This window comes from Mangrovimonas cancribranchiae (assembly GCF_037126245.1).
GTDB lineage: Bacteria > Bacteroidota > Bacteroidia > Flavobacteriales > Flavobacteriaceae > Mangrovimonas > Mangrovimonas cancribranchiae.
On sequence record NZ_CP136925.1, the window covers coordinates 1,535,924 to 1,554,976 of the forward strand.

At 33.8% G+C, this 19,053-nt stretch carries 9 protein-coding genes; 7 read left to right on the top strand and 2 right to left on the bottom strand.

Annotated elements, in window-relative coordinates; genetic code table 11:
* Position 1: 1 nt before the first annotated feature.
* A complete protein-coding gene (gene ppk1 / locus R3L15_RS06900; protein ID WP_338734089.1) occupies positions 2–2,065 on the bottom strand; it encodes a polyphosphate kinase 1 in 2,064 nt (687 codons plus the stop codon).
* Between the two features lie 240 nt (positions 2,066–2,305).
* Between ppk1 and R3L15_RS06905 the strand changes: the two genes are divergently transcribed.
* The 6 genes from R3L15_RS06905 (at position 2,306) to R3L15_RS06930 (ending at position 17,576) form a co-directional block, all read left to right on the top strand.
* On the top strand, positions 2,306–2,758 hold the full coding sequence (locus R3L15_RS06905; protein WP_125468375.1) for a hypothetical protein: 453 nt from the start codon (positions 2,306–2,308) through the stop codon (positions 2,756–2,758).
* 253 nt (positions 2,759–3,011) lie between these two features.
* Positions 3,012–4,310 (top strand): hypothetical protein, encoded by a 1,299-nt coding sequence (locus R3L15_RS06910; protein ID WP_338734091.1) that lies wholly within the window; start codon positions 3,012–3,014, stop codon positions 4,308–4,310.
* Positions 4,311–4,396: 86 nt separating this feature from the next.
* On the top strand, positions 4,397–5,857 hold the full coding sequence (locus R3L15_RS06915) for a gliding motility-associated C-terminal domain-containing protein (protein ID WP_338734093.1): 1,461 nt from the start codon (positions 4,397–4,399) through the stop codon (positions 5,855–5,857).
* 1 nt (position 5,858) lies between these two features.
* Positions 5,859–8,288 (top strand): PorP/SprF family type IX secretion system membrane protein, encoded by a 2,430-nt coding sequence (locus R3L15_RS06920; RefSeq protein ID WP_338734094.1) that lies wholly within the window; start codon positions 5,859–5,861, stop codon positions 8,286–8,288.
* A gap of 70 nt (positions 8,289–8,358) precedes the next feature.
* A complete protein-coding gene (locus tag R3L15_RS06925) occupies positions 8,359–16,557 on the top strand; it encodes a T9SS type B sorting domain-containing protein (RefSeq protein ID WP_338730771.1) in 8,199 nt (2,732 codons plus the stop codon).
* A 44-nt stretch (positions 16,558–16,601) separates the two neighbouring features.
* Positions 16,602–17,576, top strand: a complete 975-nt coding sequence (locus tag R3L15_RS06930) for a type IX secretion system membrane protein PorP/SprF (RefSeq protein WP_338730772.1) — start codon at positions 16,602–16,604, stop codon at positions 17,574–17,576.
* 4 nt (positions 17,577–17,580) lie between these two features.
* Here the strand turns inward: R3L15_RS06930 and R3L15_RS06935 are convergent, their stop codons facing one another.
* Positions 17,581–18,057 (bottom strand): histidine phosphatase family protein, encoded by a 477-nt coding sequence (locus R3L15_RS06935; RefSeq protein WP_338730773.1) that lies wholly within the window; start codon positions 18,055–18,057, stop codon positions 17,581–17,583.
* Positions 18,058–18,519: 462 nt separating this feature from the next.
* On the opposite strand from R3L15_RS06935, the gene R3L15_RS06940 reads away from it, so the two are divergent.
* Positions 18,520–19,035, top strand: a complete 516-nt coding sequence (locus R3L15_RS06940; protein ID WP_338730774.1) for a hypothetical protein — start codon at positions 18,520–18,522, stop codon at positions 19,033–19,035.
* Positions 19,036–19,053: the final 18 nt, after the last annotated feature.

The following is a 19,053-nucleotide window of genomic DNA, read 5'->3' on the forward strand; positions in this document are numbered from 1 at the left end:
ATTAATTTTCAAGTTTTTTTTGGTAGTAATCGTAAAGCGCAAATTGCGATCTTACTTTGGGCTTATTATTACGTTTATAATCGTTTTTCTGTGAATTATTTAATATTCTAGCTTTTACATTATCGCTCCAACATATATTAAAGGTATCGATTAGTTCGTTTTTAATACTTTCGTCGTAAATAGGGCAACTTACCTCTACTCTATTTTCAATGTTTCTTGTCATCCAATCTGCTGAAGAGATATAAATTTTTGGGTCGTTATTGTTACAAAATATGTATAATCTTGTATGTTCCAAAAATTTATCGACAATACTTATTACTTCAATATTTTCGCTCATGCCTTTAATACCTGGAATTAAGCAACATATCCCTCTAACAATCATTTGAATTTTTACGCCTGCTCTACTGGCTTCGTATAGTTTATCAACCATTTTAAAGCTTGATATACTATTCATTTTTAAGCGAATGTAAGCAGGCTTCCCAGCTTTTACATTACTTATTTCTTGATCTATAAGTTTAAATAAGGCCTTTTTGGTGTAATGTGGCGATGTGATAATGTGTTTATACCTATAAATTCTATAGTTAACCTCGAAAAAACTAAACACTTTGTTTACATCTTTTAGTATTTTTTGGTCGGCTGTAAATAGTGTATAATCAGTATAAATTTTTGCTGTCGATTCATTAAAATTACCTGTACTTATAAACCCATAGCGCTTTGTTTTATTATTTTCTTCACGTTCTATAACACACATTTTGCTATGTACTTTTAATCCTTGAACACCAAAAATTAAGTTAACGCCTTCGTTTTTCATTTGTTCAGCATATTCAATATTTGCTTGCTCATCAAAACGTGCTTGAATTTCTATTGAAACCGTTACTTTTTTACCGTTTTTAGCCGCATTTATTAAAGAACTTGCTACATGCGAAATTTGTGCTAAACGGTAAATGGTAATTTTAATTGTTTGGACCTTAGGGTCTAAAGCGGCTTCACGAAGAAACTTTACAACATAGGAGAATGTATGGTATGGTGTGTGTAATAAATAATCTTTGTTTTCTATGCTTTTAAAAATACTCTCCTGTAAACTTAATCCTTTTACTGGTAATGCTTCTATTTTTTTGTAAAGCAAGTCTGCTCTTCCTAAACTTGGAAAACTCATATAATCGCGACGGTTATGATATCGTCCTCCTGGTATAATACTATCGTGCGAATCGATTCCCATTTTTGTCATTAAATAGTTTAATGTTTCAGGGTCAATGGTTTTATCGTACACAAACCTAACAGGCTCGCCAACTTGTCTATGTTTAACACTTTCGGAAATTTTTTCCATAAAGCTCTTACTTAAATCGCTATCTAAGTCTAGCTCTCCATCTCGTGTTATTTTAATCATGTGAGCTGTAGCTTCGGTATAATCGAAAATGTTAAAAATATCATCTAGACAAAATCGTAACAAATCATCTACCATAATAATGTAGCTTTTTCCATTTTTTTCTGGAAGCACTACAAACCTATCCATAGATTTAGAAATTTCAACAAGTGCGTATTGTTTCTCACCTGATTTAAGCACCATTTTTACTGCTAAATAAGCGGCACTATCTTTTAAATTAGGTAGTTTAACTACATCACTTAAAATTATAGTTACTAAAGCTGGACTTACATTTCTTAAAAAATAATCCTTTATAAATAATTGTTGGTTTTTATCTAATTGGTTTTCTGTAACTAAAAAAATATGTTCTTTTTCTAGCGATTTTTTAATATTACTTAAAACTTCTAGACTATGGCTTTGTTGGTTAATAACAATTTGTGTTATTTCTTCTAGCAATTCTGCTGCTTTTATACCTCCAAGTTCACTCTTTCCTCCTTTCCCAGCCTCTACAATACGCTTAACAGTTGCATAACGTACTTTAAAAAACTCATCTAAGTTATTTGAGAAAATCCCTAAAAACCTTAATCTATCAATTAATGGTACTTCTTCATCTTCAGCTTCTTGTAGTACTCTTGCATTAAATTGCAACCAACTAATTTCTCTATTTATATAACTGTTTTGTACTGTTTTTGCGTTTGGCATTTAATGTTCTTTTTTACAAATATATTCTATAAAAGATTAATTAAGCATTAAATAAGTTTAGGATATAAATAAGTTGAAGACAGTAAACTTTAAAAAACTTATTTTTTTAAGTTTTTTCTTACAAATTATGTTTTTTATCGTGCTTTTTATACAGTTTATTGATTAAAAAACTAAAAAAACGATTGTATTTTTTAATTATTTGTATAGATTTGTCTTCTATGGAATAATAAAACCCTGGATATGAAAACTAAACTTACTCTACTTATTACTATTTTGTTTTTAACAACTGGTACCATAATTGCCCAAAACAATGGTGCTTCGCAAAGTATTATTGATAATAACGTTTCTATTGGAAAATATCATGATAGAGACGAATTACAACGAATGAATAAAGGAAAACTATTAGACTTATATATTGAACGTATTGAAGTTATTGTTAAGGTACTTCCCAATATTGCTTTTACAAATAAACCTGGTGTAACCATTGCGTCATTAGGAATTCCAGATACTAAAGATCACAGAAAAGCTCTTGAAGATAATATTGATGCAGCTGATGAGTATTTTGAAAATACCATTGAATTTCAAAGAAAGATCTTACCATATTCTGATAAATCTAATTTAATAGCGGCTGTATTGTTTTACGAACAAACATTAAAATCATTACACACATACAATGAATTTAACCAATATTAGCTCCAATACACCAAACTAATTAAACTTAGCTTAAAATGCCACTTTAAAAGTGGCATTTATTTTTTTATAGAAAATAAATATTTTAACAATACAATAAATTTTTATTAAATAATGCGCTTAAACCATTAATAATATAGTACTTTTCTTACATATTTAAAACATTTTATGTTTTTCGTCGATATTTTTTGTATTTCATAGGTAAACTTTATATGTTTGGTATATAGAGTTAAAAACCCAAAAAACAAACCTACTTATGAAAAACTTTACTCTAACCCTATGTGCATTTTTAATAACCTTGGGAGGGCTTTTTGCTCAACAAGAAAAAGGTATTATCGGCCGTAACAATTGGCTAAACTCTTGGAGTGAATTTCAACCTAATACCGTTGAGTACAGCGAAGCTACAGAAATATTAAGTGGTGATATTACCCAAGATACTAAGCTAAATAAAAAAAATGTCTACCTTCTTCTTGGTAGTGTTTTTGTAACAGACAGTACAACATTAACTATAGAGCCAGGTACAGTTATTATAGGTGATGCAAAAACAAATGGTTCTTTAACCATTAGTAAAGGGGCTAAAATTATTGCAGAAGGAACAGAAACCGACCCCATTGTATTTACATCAAATAAGAGTGTGAAAAAACAAGGCGATTGGGGTGGCGTTTTTATACTAGGCGATGCACCTATCAATAAATTTGGTGAGGAGTCTTTAATAGATTATGGGTTAAATCCTTCGTCTTCAAAAAACATTAGCTACGGTGGTAATAATACAGAAAGCTATTCTGGGATATTAAAATATGTTAGAATTGAATATGCTGGTAAACGAACAGTTAACCATGGGTATTTTAATGCCTTAACACTTGCTGGAGTTGGTTATAATACCATTATTGAAAATATTATGGTTAGTTATAGTAACGGTAATTCATTTAATGTAATTGGTGGTGAAGTTATTCTAGACAAACTTGTTTCTTACAAATCTCACGGTAATGATTACGAGTTTAATTATGGCACACAAGCCATTATAACAAATTCATTAGCTATACGCTCTCCTTATGTTTCCAACTCAAATAGACCAAAAGCTATGTATGTTGCATCTTATAATAAAAGAGATGAAGTTGATTTTTCTAAAAAACAAACCTTTGTTAGTGCCGAAAACTTAACTTTAGTTAATCTTAGTAACGACTTAAAAGGTGATATAAAAATCGGTCTAGTAAAAGAAGCTATTTACATCGCTCCTGATGCTGCTATAACAATGAATAAAAGTGTTATCTCAGGGTTTAATCCAGCAGTCGTTTTTGATGAAAAAATTAAAATTAATAACGAAAGCTTAAATAAGTTAAAGTTTACAAACATGCTTTTTAATAACTGTAATGGCAACTTATTTACTAGATACAATCCTAACAACGACGATTTAGAAGACTGGTATGGTAATAGTAGCTTCTTTAATGTTTATGCTAAAAGCCCCGATGAAGAAACTTTTATCGATTTAAAAAATCCTAAACGACCAGATTTTAGATTACGAATTAATAAAATTGTGGCATCTAATATGGATTAATAATAATCCAAAACCTTAATCTTGTCTTTTATTCTAGCCCAAAAAAATAAAAGACAAGATATCCCAAATTATCCAACTTAACCTACATGCAAAAAATTACCCTATTAAAACACCTAACCATATTTCTTTGTTCTTTTGTCTTTTTGATTAGCAAAAATGCAAAAGCTCAAATAGTTATTGGTACGCCAAATTTAGGGTTTAGTCAAGCATGTGCTAACAATTCATTTAATACTTACAACACTACTTTTGTATTCTCTCCAGAAGCAGGGTTAGATAGTAGTAACCAATTTATTATTGAATTATCTGATGCTAATGGAGACTTTACATCACCTACAGTATTACACACAACAAATCCTGGAGAAATAACCACATCTCCAGTAACCTTAAGTTTTTCAATACCAACAACAGCCTATGGCGAAAATTATAGAATTAGAATTAAAAGCACAGCTCCTGTAGCAACTAGCTCTCGTTCTGTACCATTTGCAGCATATTACAAGCATCAAGACAGCCCTTTTACCATTAACAATTTAGTTTCTACCGGAGCTTTTTGTAGTGGCGGTAGTTATCTTTTAACTATAGATAATCCTGGAACAGGATCTAACGATTCACCATTAAACTATCCTAATCTTACATTTAATTGGTATCAAGAAACAAGTGCTACAACATCTGTTTTTATTGCTGAAGGAGAAACCCTAGAAGTAACCAATTCTGGAACTTATTTTGTTGAAACAAATTATGGTAGCTGCACTTCTAATTCTTATTCTAACAGAGTAACCATAAGCGAAGTAACCTCTGGTGAAGCTACAGCAACTATTGTATCTAGTTTAGGAAACCCGTTTTGCCCAAACCAAAACGCAACTGTACTAAGTACTATTAACGGTAATAGCTACCAATGGTATAAAGATGGTGCACCAATTATTAATGCAACCAATCAAACTTACGAAACTAGTATTTCAGGAACATATGCTGTAGAAGTAGATTTAGGAAGTTGTCAAGCATCTGGGAGTATCGATTTAGTAAGCGAATTGTTTTCGGCTTCAATTAATGTTTCAGAAGAAAACACATTGGAAGAGGATGAAACTTTAACAGCAACGGTTACAACGACAGCTAATGCCCCAGAATATCAATGGTATTTAAATAATATGATCATTTCTGGAGCTACTCAAAATTCTTATCAAATTACTGAAATTGGTGAATATAGTGTCACTATTACTGAAACATCTGGATGTAATGGCTCTAGAACATTCGATTTTTCGGTTATAGAAGCCTATAACCCATTTCCAGATGTAGATAAAATACCAAATATTGTCAGCCCTAACGGCGATGGTGTTAACGATACATGGGTTATCCCAACAAAATACACTAGCGGATCAAACGCTGAAATCACGATTATGAGTAACCGTGGTGAAATTGTATTAAAAACAACTAATTACTTAAATAATTGGCCTGAAGGCGATTTAAACCTTAGTAGTATAAACAAAGTGTACTACTACATTATTAAAAGCGAGCAAGACACAAAAAAAGGAACCATAACACTAATTAAGTAGCATGAAAGCACTACTTTTTGCTATAATATCATTTTTCTGCATTATGCAGATTGCCTATTCTCAAGAAGATGGTATAGTTGCTCTTGCGTTACCTTTAAGAAACTCATTAACTTACAATCAACATATAAATACACCTACATTTAGTTTTGTTAGGCAACAATACAAATACATTAGTATCACAAATAAAAGAGAATGGATGCAATTTGAAAATGCTCCAGTTTCTTATTTAGTAAGCTATTCTGGTAGATTTAGAGAAAATATTGGTATTGGTATTAGTGCATTTCAACAAAACTACGGGGTTTTAACAACTTTTGGTGGAATTTTAAACTTTGCCTATAACGCAAGACTACAACGTGACAATAACTTAACATTTGGTATTAATGTTGGTGCTTACCAAAGTGGTATTAATGATGGTAATGTCGTTACCAACACCCCAGATCCTTCACTAGAAAATATACCATCTAATTTTTTATTAAGTGTAAGTCCTGGAATTAATTACGGAACGGTGTTTTTAGATTTTGGTGTAACAGTCAACAATCTTGTGCTTTACAATTTTACATCTTCTGAATTACTTAAAGATAATCCCGAACAAAGTATTCAACTCCACGCTATGTATACTGGATATATGAATAGTCGCGGATTTTTTGATGAAACCAAATTTACAGGATTAATAAAATCTGAATTTAAAGATGATAACACTATTTTTTCTGGTGGCATCATGTTAACAGTTCCTAAAGGTATTTGGGCTCAAGCTGGTTATAATACTTTATATGGTGCATACGGTGGCTTAGGATTACACCTTACCGAACAAATATCCATAGAGTACAACTACGAAAAAGCTGTAGGTGACTTAGCTACTTTAGGATCGGCTCACGAAATAACTTTAGCCTACAAATTTAAAAATAGAGAACGATACGATTATAGTCGTGAAGATAGAGTAAGTGCTTTAATTTCTTCTAAGCCTAAAAAGAAACAATACTCTCAAGCAGATAAAGCCAAAGCAGAAGCTAACCGTAAAGCAGCGGCCAAAGCTAAAGAAGAAGCTCGTTTAGCGGCCGAGGTAAAAGCCGAAGAACAAGCACGTCTTGCTGCGGAAGCAAAAGCCAAAGCAGAAGCTGAAGAACAAGTACGTCTTGCAGAGGAAGCAAAAGCCAAAGCAGAAGCTGAAGAACAAGCACGTCTTGCGGCGGAAGCAAAAGCCAAAGCAGAAGCCGAAGAACAAGTACGTCTTGCTGCAGAAGCCGAAGCTAAAGCGGAAGCTGAAGAACAAGCACGTCTTGCTGCGGAAGCAAAAGCTAAAGCAGAAGCCGAAGAACAAGTACGTCTTGCTGCGGAAGCAAAAGCTAAAGCAGAAGCCGAAGAACAAGTACGTCTTGCAGAGGAAGCAAAAGCCAAAGCAGAAGCTGAAGAACAAGCACGTCTTGCGGCGGAAGCAAAAGCCAAAGCAGAAGCCGAAGAACAAGTACGTCTTGCTGCAGAAGCCAAGGCTAAAGCAGAAGCCGAAGAACAAGCAAAATTAGCTTTAGAAGAAGCTAAAATAGATAGTATTCCTGTGGCTAATGATGACCTATCAAAGTCTATGAATGAAATGGCTGAATCTGTTGAAACTGCAAGAAAATCCCAAGTAGAACTATTAAACAAACTTGAAAAAGCTGTTGATATAAAAGATCAAGATTTAAAAGACTTAAAACGAGAAAACGATTTAAGTGAACAAGGTATTTATTTAGATCCTAAGCCATTTAAAAGTACAACTGCTGAAAACAGACGAATAGAAGCTTTAAAAATAGAGTTAGAACAAACAATTGCAGCGAGAAGCCAAGCTATCAAAGAACTTGAATTATTACAAAACCAAAGAGAAGAAGAAATTGGTGTTATTCAGCTAGATGAAGTTTTCTTATTCTATCAAAAGAAATTAAAAACACTTAAAGAACAACAAGCACAGGCCTTGCAGACAAAAGCAGCTTTAGAAGCTAGATTAGAAAAAATTAATATTGCTACAGAGTACGAAAGAAAACGTCGTATAAAACGCGCATTATATAAAAACGAAGAAGATAGATATGTGCAAGACAGCTTAAAACTTGAAGACATAAGAAAAAACACCGCTTTAAGTACTAAACCACTACTTGAAGAAGATTTTGATTTTGGTGAACAACGTACGAGTAGTATTCAAATATTAAAAAATGTTACCAACACAGATAGCGGATATTATATTGTATTAGCTGTACATACTGATGTTGCGAAAAGAGATGATTTCCTTAAAAAAGCTGTTTCGGCAGGCGAAAAGAATATTAACTTTTTCTACGATGTTAATACGAGTAAGTACTACATCTATAACAAAAAGTATAATAATATTGGTGCCGCTAATTCAGCGCTTAAAGAAAAAGGAAATCAACCATATAACAGTAAAATTTCTATAGTGAAAATTGAATAAACACAACTAAAAGATCTCCTTTTTTACGGCGCCCCACAAAGTAAAAAAGGACTCTAAAATGTAATACATCATGAAAAAACCTACTTTTTCAACTATTGCCCTTATTGTATTATTCGCTTTAATTGGCTTATCTGGTCATGCGCAAAATTATGTCCCATTTACACCTAGGTTTGACCAAGACTTAAAAGGAGATATTGTTTTAATTGGAAACAACATCTTAGGCCCAGACAATAATGCTTTTAATAGCAATAATGTCTACAACCATAATGTTGATATGCAATATATTGATATAGATAGCGATCCTTCAACTTTTAGTTCTTCGAGTGCAGATTTAGAAATTCCAAATCCAAATTGTTATCAAATTATTTATGCTGGTCTATATTGGGGAGCCGTAACTGATGGAAACGAACCAATAAATCAAGTAAAATTTAAAGGTCCAACAGGCGGTTATCACGACATTAACGGTACAATAGTATACGACGCAAATGGAAGCGCCACGGGAGATAGTTTTCCATATTCATGCTATGCCGATGTAACCTCTATTGTAACCACAATGGGAACTGACTTAGGAACTTACACCATAGCAAATGTTTCCAGTGCTCAAGGTGAAACTAGCGATTTCAATCCATATAATGGAACTGGGTTTTCAGCAGGTTGGTCTCTTTTTGTGGTGTATGAAGATCCTACTCTACCAGGAAAATCAATCACAAGTTTTGATGGTTTTAGCGCAATAAGCAGCTCGGTTAATTTAGATGTTCCAGTAACTGGATTTAGAACAGTTCCCGCTCCTGCTCCAGTAAGAGCAAACTTTGCCTTTGCTGCTCTTGAAGGTGACAAACCAATTCAAAACGACAGATTAGTACTTAACGGCGTTCCGTTATCTGCTGCAGATAGACCTGCAAATAACTTTTTTAATAGTTCTGTAACACGATTAGATGCCACCCCTGTTAACAATAGAGTCCCTAATAGCACAAATACATTAGGATTTGATACTGGAGTAATGGTTGTACCCAATCCAGGTAATACTGTTATTGCCAACGATGCTACATCAGCAACTGTTCGCCTAGAAAGTAATCAAGATGTTTACTTTCAATACTTTTTTGCATTAGCTGTAGACATTATTGAACCCAATATTGTTTTAACCAAAATTGTTGAAGACGATTTAGGAAACAATATAGGTGGAGAAACCGTAGGCTTAGGGCAGCCCCTAAACTATGTTATTGGTTTTCAAAATACAGGAAATGATAATGCTACAAACTTTCAAATAAGAGATATCCTTCCTATAAATATTGTATTTAATTATCCAGAAGATTTGGTCCTTCCTCCAGGAGTTACTGTTGCTAGTTACGATCCTAATACACGTGAAATCGTTTTTAATATTGAAGACTATTTAGTTGAAGAAAACGACCCTGTATATGAAATACGTATTGAGGTTATGACTGTTGAAACTTGCAGCCAATTAGCAGATTCATGTTCAAACCTTATTCTTAACCAAGCTTTTGCAACATACAATGGATATTACAATCCAGATTTTCAAATTACTGACGACCCAAGCTTTAGTAGCAACACAGGATGTTTAATTACGCCTCAGGCAACCAATTTTTTAGCCGATTTAAATGACTGTACTTTCACACAAAATGAAACCTTATGTGGTGATAGTTTAGAATTAACAGCCGCAAATGGTTACGACACCTATTCATGGTCTACAAGTCCAACAGGAACTCCTGTTATAGGAACAACACAATCGATAACAATAACCGAACCAGGAACATATTACTCTTTTAATACAGCACCAGCACCTTGCCAATCCATTCAACAAGAATTTACTGTTAATTTGTTTGGAGAAGATATTACAAATCCTGTTATACCTTATGCCGACGAAGTAGTCGTTTGCCCAAACGATGGGGAAGAATTACCAAATATATTTTTATGTGGCGCTAACGATTTTGTTGAAATACAAACAAATATCGCTGGAGCGTCTTCTATTATTTGGGAACAATTAGACGAAAGTAGTTGTCCCGAAGTTAGTAATCCAGATTGTGCAAACCAAGATGGTTCTTGTGTCTGGAATGAAGTTGGAACTGGAGAAGACTTTATTGCAAATACAGCTGGACAGTTTAGATTAACTATAAATTTTGATGGTGGTTGTTATGTACAATTTCATTTTAATGTTTATCAAAATATTTTAAATCCAACTGTTAATGCTACCGATATAATTTGTGACACCCCAGGAACCATAACTGTTAATAATGTACCTAGTGGTTATGAGTATAGTATTGATGGTACAAACTATCAAACCAGTAATACATTTTCAGTAGCAACACCAGGAATTTATACCGTTTATATAAGACAAGTAGGTGTGAATTCTAACCCTTGTATTTTTAGCATTCCAGATGTTCAGATAAGAGAACGCCAATTTACCGCCAGTACTAACATAACACAGCCTCTTTGTTTTGATGATAAAGGAAGTATTCATCTAGCAGCTAACGATGCCGATCCACAATATTACTTTTCAATTTACGAAAATGGCACTCTAGTAAATACCGTAGGACCAATTACTGAAAACAATTATACGTTTGAAAACCTAAACCCTGGAACTTATACCGTAAGTTTTGAAACTGATGATGGTTGCACTTACTCGGAAGATGTTGAAATAATTCAGCCTCCACAATTAACAACTACAGCTGCCTTAACCACACCCTTAACATGTGCTGATGGAGAGCTAACCATTTACCCAGAAGGAGGTACACCGCCTTATTTCTACTTTATAAATAGTACTACAGATTTTCAAACGGTACCAGAATACACCGTAACAACTCCAGGGATTTATGATATTATGGTGGTTGATTCTAACAACTGTACCGCTACAACAACACTAACTGTTGAAATAGTTCCTGAACCAGACTTTACAGTTACGCAAACCAATATTGCTTGTGCAGGTAATGATAATGGCTCAATTACTATTAATGTTACCAATGCCAATGGTAATACTTTAGAATATAGTATTGATGGAGGTACGACTTTTACAAACTCATCAGTATTTACAAATTTACCTGAAGGAACATATCAAGTGGTTGTACAATATAGTATAGGAACCTCTGTTTGCGAGACCGCACCACAACCTATAACTATTACTGCGGCACCACCTTTAAATGGTACAGCAGAGCTTTCCGCACCTTACACATGTACTGATACAGGAACTATTTCTGTTACTGGTGTAACCGGAGGCACACCACCTTATTCTTATAGTATTGATGGGGTTAACTTCCAAACAGGTAATACCTTTACTGGATTATCTGCAGGCACATACACTATGACCATTCAAGATGCTAGTGGCTGTACATTTATTGCAAATACTATTGTTATTGATGCGTTAGATCCACCTTCAGACTTAACATTTAATCATACGCCACTATCTTGTCCTTCTAATGTATCTACTATTACAATTACAGGAGTAACTGGTGGAACAGGTGTTATTGAATATCAAATTATTGCACCGGCTTCAGCCGCTACACCTTATCAAGCATCAAATACATTTAGTAATTTACCTCCTGGAACATATACATTTCAAGTTCAAGATGAAAATAACTGTACGTATAGCGAAACCTATACTATAGATCCTTTACCAGAACTTAACCTTAATACTGTTCTTGATTCTGATTTAGATTGTACAGCAACTTCTGATGCGGTTATTTCTGGCACAATTTCAGGTGGTTCAACACCTTATACTTATGCTGTTTCTATTAATGGTGGTGCATATACAACCATAGGTGCCACAGGAAATACGTTTACGTATAACACTTCAAATGCAGGAACCTATCAGTTCCAAATTACAGATGCTAATAACTGTACTATTGAATCGATTATTCATACAGTAGAACCTATTACACCACCAGCTTTAAGTTTGGTTACACAAGGTGAACCTATTCTATGTCATGGTAACAGTAATGCCTCAATTGATATTACCATAGATACAACTGTGGGCACTCCTCCATTTACCATTAATGTTTACAATGATACAACAGGTACCAACTATGGCACACAAACCTCTGGATTACCAGCTGGCGATTATACTATAACTGTTACAGATGCTAAATCTTGTACCGCTACTGATACGATTACGATTACAGAACCTGACGACATTAATGTTAATTACCACACTATTGATATTACTTGTACAGCAAGTGGCGTATCACAAGGTTCTATTATTATTGATAATGTTACTGGAGGTACAGCACCTTATAATTATTTTGTAACAGGAACTAATGGCTATTCTAATTCAGAGTTTAATGCTTCTGGAACAACATCGGTAAGTTTTGATGTTGTTGACTTTGGCCTTTATGAAATTAATGTTGTTGATGCCAATGGCTGTTCGGTACTTATACAAGATGTTTTAGTTGCCTCACCTCCTACCGATTTAGATATTTATATTGAACCGTCTGTAAATTGTGCTACTGGAGGTGAAGCCATTGTAAGTATAGGCTCTTCGTTAAGTAGTTCTGGACCTTTTTATTTTAGTATTTATCAAGGACCTATATCTGTTTATCCTAATCCTGCTGGTTCTTGGATTCCAGAAGATTCTCCTGGTAGTGAATCGGCTACGTTTACCGGATTAACACCAGGCGTTAGCTATACATTTATCGTTTACGATGCCTCTACTAATTGTAGTTATTATGAACCAGCTACAGCTCCAATACCAACAAACTCCACATTAACCGCTACAGCTGTTAGCGAAAGTAATATTACCTGTACAGGTAGTGCAGATGGTAATGTCTCTTTTAATATAAATAGTGTTTACGGATCTTCTGTTGATGTGCATTATGAAATATTCAATTCATTAAGTCAAAGCTCAACAGGTATTTTTGGTGATGATACAGTACCTGCTAACGGAACACTTACGGTTACCAATTTAGGACCTCTTCCTTTTGGGAATTATTATGTGTTAATTGAAGAAACTAGCGGTCCTAATGCAGGATGTAGTATAGTAACAGTCCCTTTTAATATTACAGAATCTGAATTCCCTTTAAACTTAACTGTTTTAGTAGACCAAAATGCGAATTGTAATCCTAATTCAGGAATTATTAGTGCAATTGGGCATGATGGAACAGCACCATATCAATATCAAATAACTACAACAGCTGCTGCTCCTTCTGAAACAGACCCAGCTTGGGCATCAACAAATGTCTTTAATGTAGATGGTGGAGATTATTATGTTCATGTTATAGATACTTATGGATGTATTGTAAGTAGTCCAGTAACAACTGTGCCTACCGATCCTAGCCCTATAATTGATGCGGTTGTAAACAACCAATGTACGGTTAACGAAGGGGAATTTACAATTGATGTTAGTATGCCTACAGCAGGAATGCCTCCTTATAGCTTTAGTATTAATGGTGGTGCTTTCCAAACACAAACAGTACCATTCTCCATTACTAATTTATCGTCTGGCACGCATACTATAGAAGTTAACGATAGTAATGGTTGTGGCAACTTAGTAACTGTTACTATTGAAGTACCTTTAGATCTCACACCTGAATTAACTACGGAACCATCGTGTAATAATGATGATGGAGAAATAACAATTACTGGAATAGGTGGCTCTGGAAACTATAACTATTCAATTAGTCCTAATCCAGCGTCTATCAGTCTAACAGGTAATGTATTTTCTGGAGTTCCTTCTGGAATTTATACCGTGACAATTACCGATGTTAATACATTATGTACTGCAGAAGCGACTATTTCATTACCAGAAGCAACACAGCCTTCAATAACAACAACACCAACCGCAGTAACTTGCTTTGGTGATAATTCAGGAACTTTTGAACTCCTTGTTAATGGCTATTCTGGTGCTTATACGTATGAAATCTTTGATGATATGGGAATCTCTGTTTTAGGCCCTATCGCTACCAATACTTCAACAAACCCGGAAAACGTTTCAGGCTTAACCGCTGGTAATTTTACAGTAACTATTACCGAAACAGAAGTGCCGTTTTGTAGTGCAACTTCAAATGTTATTATAAACTCCCCTACTCAATCTTTAACATTAACTGTTTTAGAAACATCTAATGTTACTTGTAATAACGATAGTGGTACGATTACGGCTACAGCTACTGGTGGTTGGGGTAATTATGAATATGAACTAACTGGCGATGCTACAGTTGCGTATTCTCCTAATGGAACATTCACTGGGTTATCAGCTGGTAATTATACCGTTAATGTTAGAGATGATTCTAACTGTATAGCCTCAGAAAATATTACGTTAGTAGAACCAACACCAATTAATGCAACTTTTACGCCTAGCACTAATATGCTAGCTTGTTTTGGAGATCAAAATGCTTCTATAACAATAACTAATGTTACTGGTGGACAAGGTAGTAACTATACGTACACCTTAAATACTATTTTGCCAACACCTAGCACGTCTGGTCCACAAACATTTAATGTGTTTGATAATCTTGGTCCTGGCACCTACTCAATAACTATTGAAGATGGATACAGTTGCGAAATGACATCGGCAGACATTGTTATAGCAGAACCAACACCTGTTGATGTTAACCTTGTTACGCAATCAACACAAACGTGTTTAAATGATGCGACACTTACATTAACTGCAACAGGAGGAACAGCACCATACACCTATAGTAATGATATTACATTTACAAATGTTTTAGGAGCATTTAATAACTCTACCACATTTGCTGTAACTCCAGGGACTTATAGTTACTACGTACAAGATGCTAATGGTTGTACAGCTACTATTTCTAATGAAATCACTATAGAACCTTTACCTATTTTACAAGTTAACCTTCAAGCTGCTAACCCTACTATAAATTGTACAGGAGATAATACTGGAAGCATTATAGCTTCTGCTCAAGGAGGTCTTGGAAATTATATTTACGAACTACAAGATGGAGCAGGCAATACTATTAATGCGACTCAAAATACGCCTGGTGTATTTACTAATTTAGTTGCTGGCACTTATATGGTTTATGTTGAAAGTGGTGATTGTACAGAAACAACATCTACTATTACGATTACAGAACCAAGTACTGCTCTTGATGCCACGTTTACAGTTAACGATGTAACTTGTTACGGCTCGAATGATGGTATGTTAGAAATTAATGCAACAGGTGGTACAGGTACTATTATGTATGCTATTTCACCACAAATGGATCAATTCTTCGAAACCAATGTATTTGAAAACTTAGAACCTGGAACTTACGATGTTATTGTTCAAGACGAACTTGGTTGTTATATTACTCATAACTTTACAATTAATGAGCCTGCTCCTGTCATGCTAAGTATTGTACCTAATTCTATCTTCCCAGAAGTATGCGAAGGAGATCTAGATGGTGAGTTTAGTATTACTATTTCTGGAGGATCGTTACCATATAGTGTTAGTTTAGATAGTTACGATGGTCCTTATTCTACAGGTGGTGCTACACAAACACAATTCGATTTTACAGGTTTAAGTGGTGGCGATCATATAGTTTTTGTTCGTGATGCTGAAGGTTGTGAATCTGAATGGAATATCACTATGCCAGAATCGGTAACTATTAATCCAACGGTTATCGTGGACTATGGTTGTGTGAATAATATTTCAGGTAATACCGTTACGGTAATTGTAGATGAAAGCATTGATACATCTCTTGTAGATTATTCACTAAATGGTGGACCATACCAAACTAGTAATATTTTTACCAACCTACCTGCGGGTCAAAATCACTATGTTGATGTAAGACACAACAACGGTTGTATTCAATCTACAGAGTTCTTTACTATTGAAGCATACGAACCATTAACGTTAACGTTAACCGAAGGTGAATTAAATGAGATTATTGCTACAGCTAACGGTGGTACTGGCGATTATCAATTCACTTTTAATGGCGATAACTACGGTAGTACAAATACGTTTACAATTACTTATTCTGGCACGCATACTGTAACAGTAACCGATACAAATGGTTGTACAGCAGTTGCTACTATTAATATGGAATTTGTTGATGTATGTGTTCCTAATTACTTTACACCTAACGGCGATGGTGTTTTAGATGAATGGGGACCCGGATGTGCTTTAGCCTATCCTAATCTTGAATTTTCAATTTTTGATAGATACGGAAGAAAAGTGGCAACCCTACGAATAGGTGAAAAGTGGGATGGCAGATATAAAGGAAACGAATTGCCTACCGGAGACTATTGGTATGTTGTAAACTTAAATAGTTCCGATGTAGACAAGAACATTGTCGGTCATTTTACACTATATAGATAACTAAACAAACTAGGCCCCAATTACCTAAATTAAACCTATTAGACATGAAAAAGTTTATCATATATATTCTACTTATAGTTGCAAGTAAAAACTATGCACAAGAGTTAAATTTACCTGTTTGGACACAATATCTGGCCGATAATGACTTTGTCGTCTCTCCTACTTACGCTGGTATTGGCGATAATGTAAGAATTAGAGTTAACGGCTTAACACAATGGGTAGGGATTAAAAATGCACCCGATAACCAAGCTTTGTATGCCGATTTTAGAATTGCTAATCGCGATGGTGTTGGTATTTCATTATATAATGACAAAAATGGAAACACCAGACAAAAAGGCGTGAAAATATCTTATGCGCATCATTTAATTTTAGATTACACTTCCAGACAATTTTTATCGTTAGGATTATCGTATAACTTAAACAGCTTTAGAGTAGATATTGAAAACTTTGAAACCGATTACGAAAATCCTGTTCTAGATCCATATGTTACCGATGATCGCTCAACATCTAACAATAACTTTGATGTTGGTGCCTTATACCGTTACGGTGGGTTTTACTTTAGTTTTAATTTAAACAACCTTTTAGATAAAGATATTGATGATTATACTGGTATAGAGCCTAGTTTACTAAGAAACTATCAAATTTACTCAGGATATGTTATACAAAGTAAAACGAACAAACGTGTAGAATTTGAACCTTCTGTTTTCTATCAATTATTTAGTAGTGACAACCGTTCTAGTACCGATATTAATTTTAAGTATAGAAAATATAATAGAAAAGAAGACTATTACTGGGTTGGTGTTTCTTACCGTTTTCTTAACGACCAATTTTTTAACCCACTAAACATTGGTCCAATGGCAGGAATTATGAAATCTGGGTTTTACTTTGCATATTCCTATCAAATTACTACAAACGATTTAGCCGGTTACAACTCGGGAACCCATATGATAACTTTAGGGTTTGACTTCTTACAAGGCTTAAGTAATTGTTCGTGTACTGATGGTAGAATTTTGTTTTAATTAGTTACCTATACGCTTTTGGAAATAAGGTTAAAACTGTGTTCCCATGTTGTATAGTTTTCCAATCATCTGTCTCAAAAGAAATTACCACCAAACCACTTGTAGGCAAATTATCTATATGTTTATTTCCTAGAGTGTTAATTATTGATGTTAAGCCATAATTATGGCCAAAAATCATTAACGTTTCAATACTGTTGTCGCATGAGCGAATAACCTCTAATGCCTTCTTTCCTGAAAAATCATATAAACAATGATTAAGCTTAAAATCGAAGTTTAAAATATTAGAAAATATCTTGGCAGTCGTTTTTGCTCTAACGGCATCGCTAGATAAAACTAAGTCTGGGCTATAATCTCTCTTTTCTAGCTCTCTAGCAATTACTTGGGCATCGTTTTCCCCTCTTTTCTTTAATGGACGATAAAAATCTTCAACATCATACTTCCATGATGATTTTCCATGTCTAACAATAATAAGAAATTTCATAAAAACACGATTAAATGCTTTTTTTATCGATAAAATGTTGTTTAATTGAGACTAAAAGCATATTTTGGCCCTGTAAATTTATTAAAATGCTATTAATTATTAACATAAATTATAGGAAGATATGATAATAAAAACACCCATAACACTTATGTAAGCATTATTTATCAGTCGTTTATCCTAATAAAAAAACCGATTAAGTGTTTACAGATTTCTCTTTATCGAAAATTTGTGTGATTAATCATTTTTATTTGATTTGGTTCTAAAATCACTATTTATTTGTAGTGTAAGCTATTAATTAATTATGAACCCATTAAAATCTTATTTAATCCATTGCGTGCTAATTAACAGCGCATCTCCCTCAGCAAAAAATATTAAAGTTTTTTTTAGCAAGCTTTAGTAGCATACTATCTATGTTTTACTAATTCTTACTAAAAGTTTAATTATTTTTTTAATTAACACATTATGAAAAAAAACACCAAAGTCTCTACGACATGTATGCTACTACTCTGTGCTATCAGTTTTTTAACAACTAGTATTATAGTTGCACAAGAAAGCTCGATTTATAGAGTATATGATGATAATCAATCTAGTAATATACTTTCACGGTCTTCTGAAACCAGAGATATTCCTAGAGAACTATTAAATGGTTTAAATTCTGCTATTTATGTAGAAAACTCTAGAGTTATTAATACAACAGGCATAGGAAGAGCCAAAGTAATTAAACTATTAGATAGTAATTCTATTCATGCTATTAACTCAATAAATGAAGTAACAAATAACGTAGAGTTACTAACTATTTCTTTACAAAACATGTCTAATCTTTCAATGTCTTTTAACATGGATAGTTTAGACCTTCCATCTCTAAGATATATTTATTTAAAATGTGACTTTGATTGTTCTGAAAGTCAAATCAGACAATTTCTTGTTAATCTAGATCCAGAAGTTACAATATTTTATAAAGTATTAAAACGCTCGTAGCCATTAACGCAAATAGGT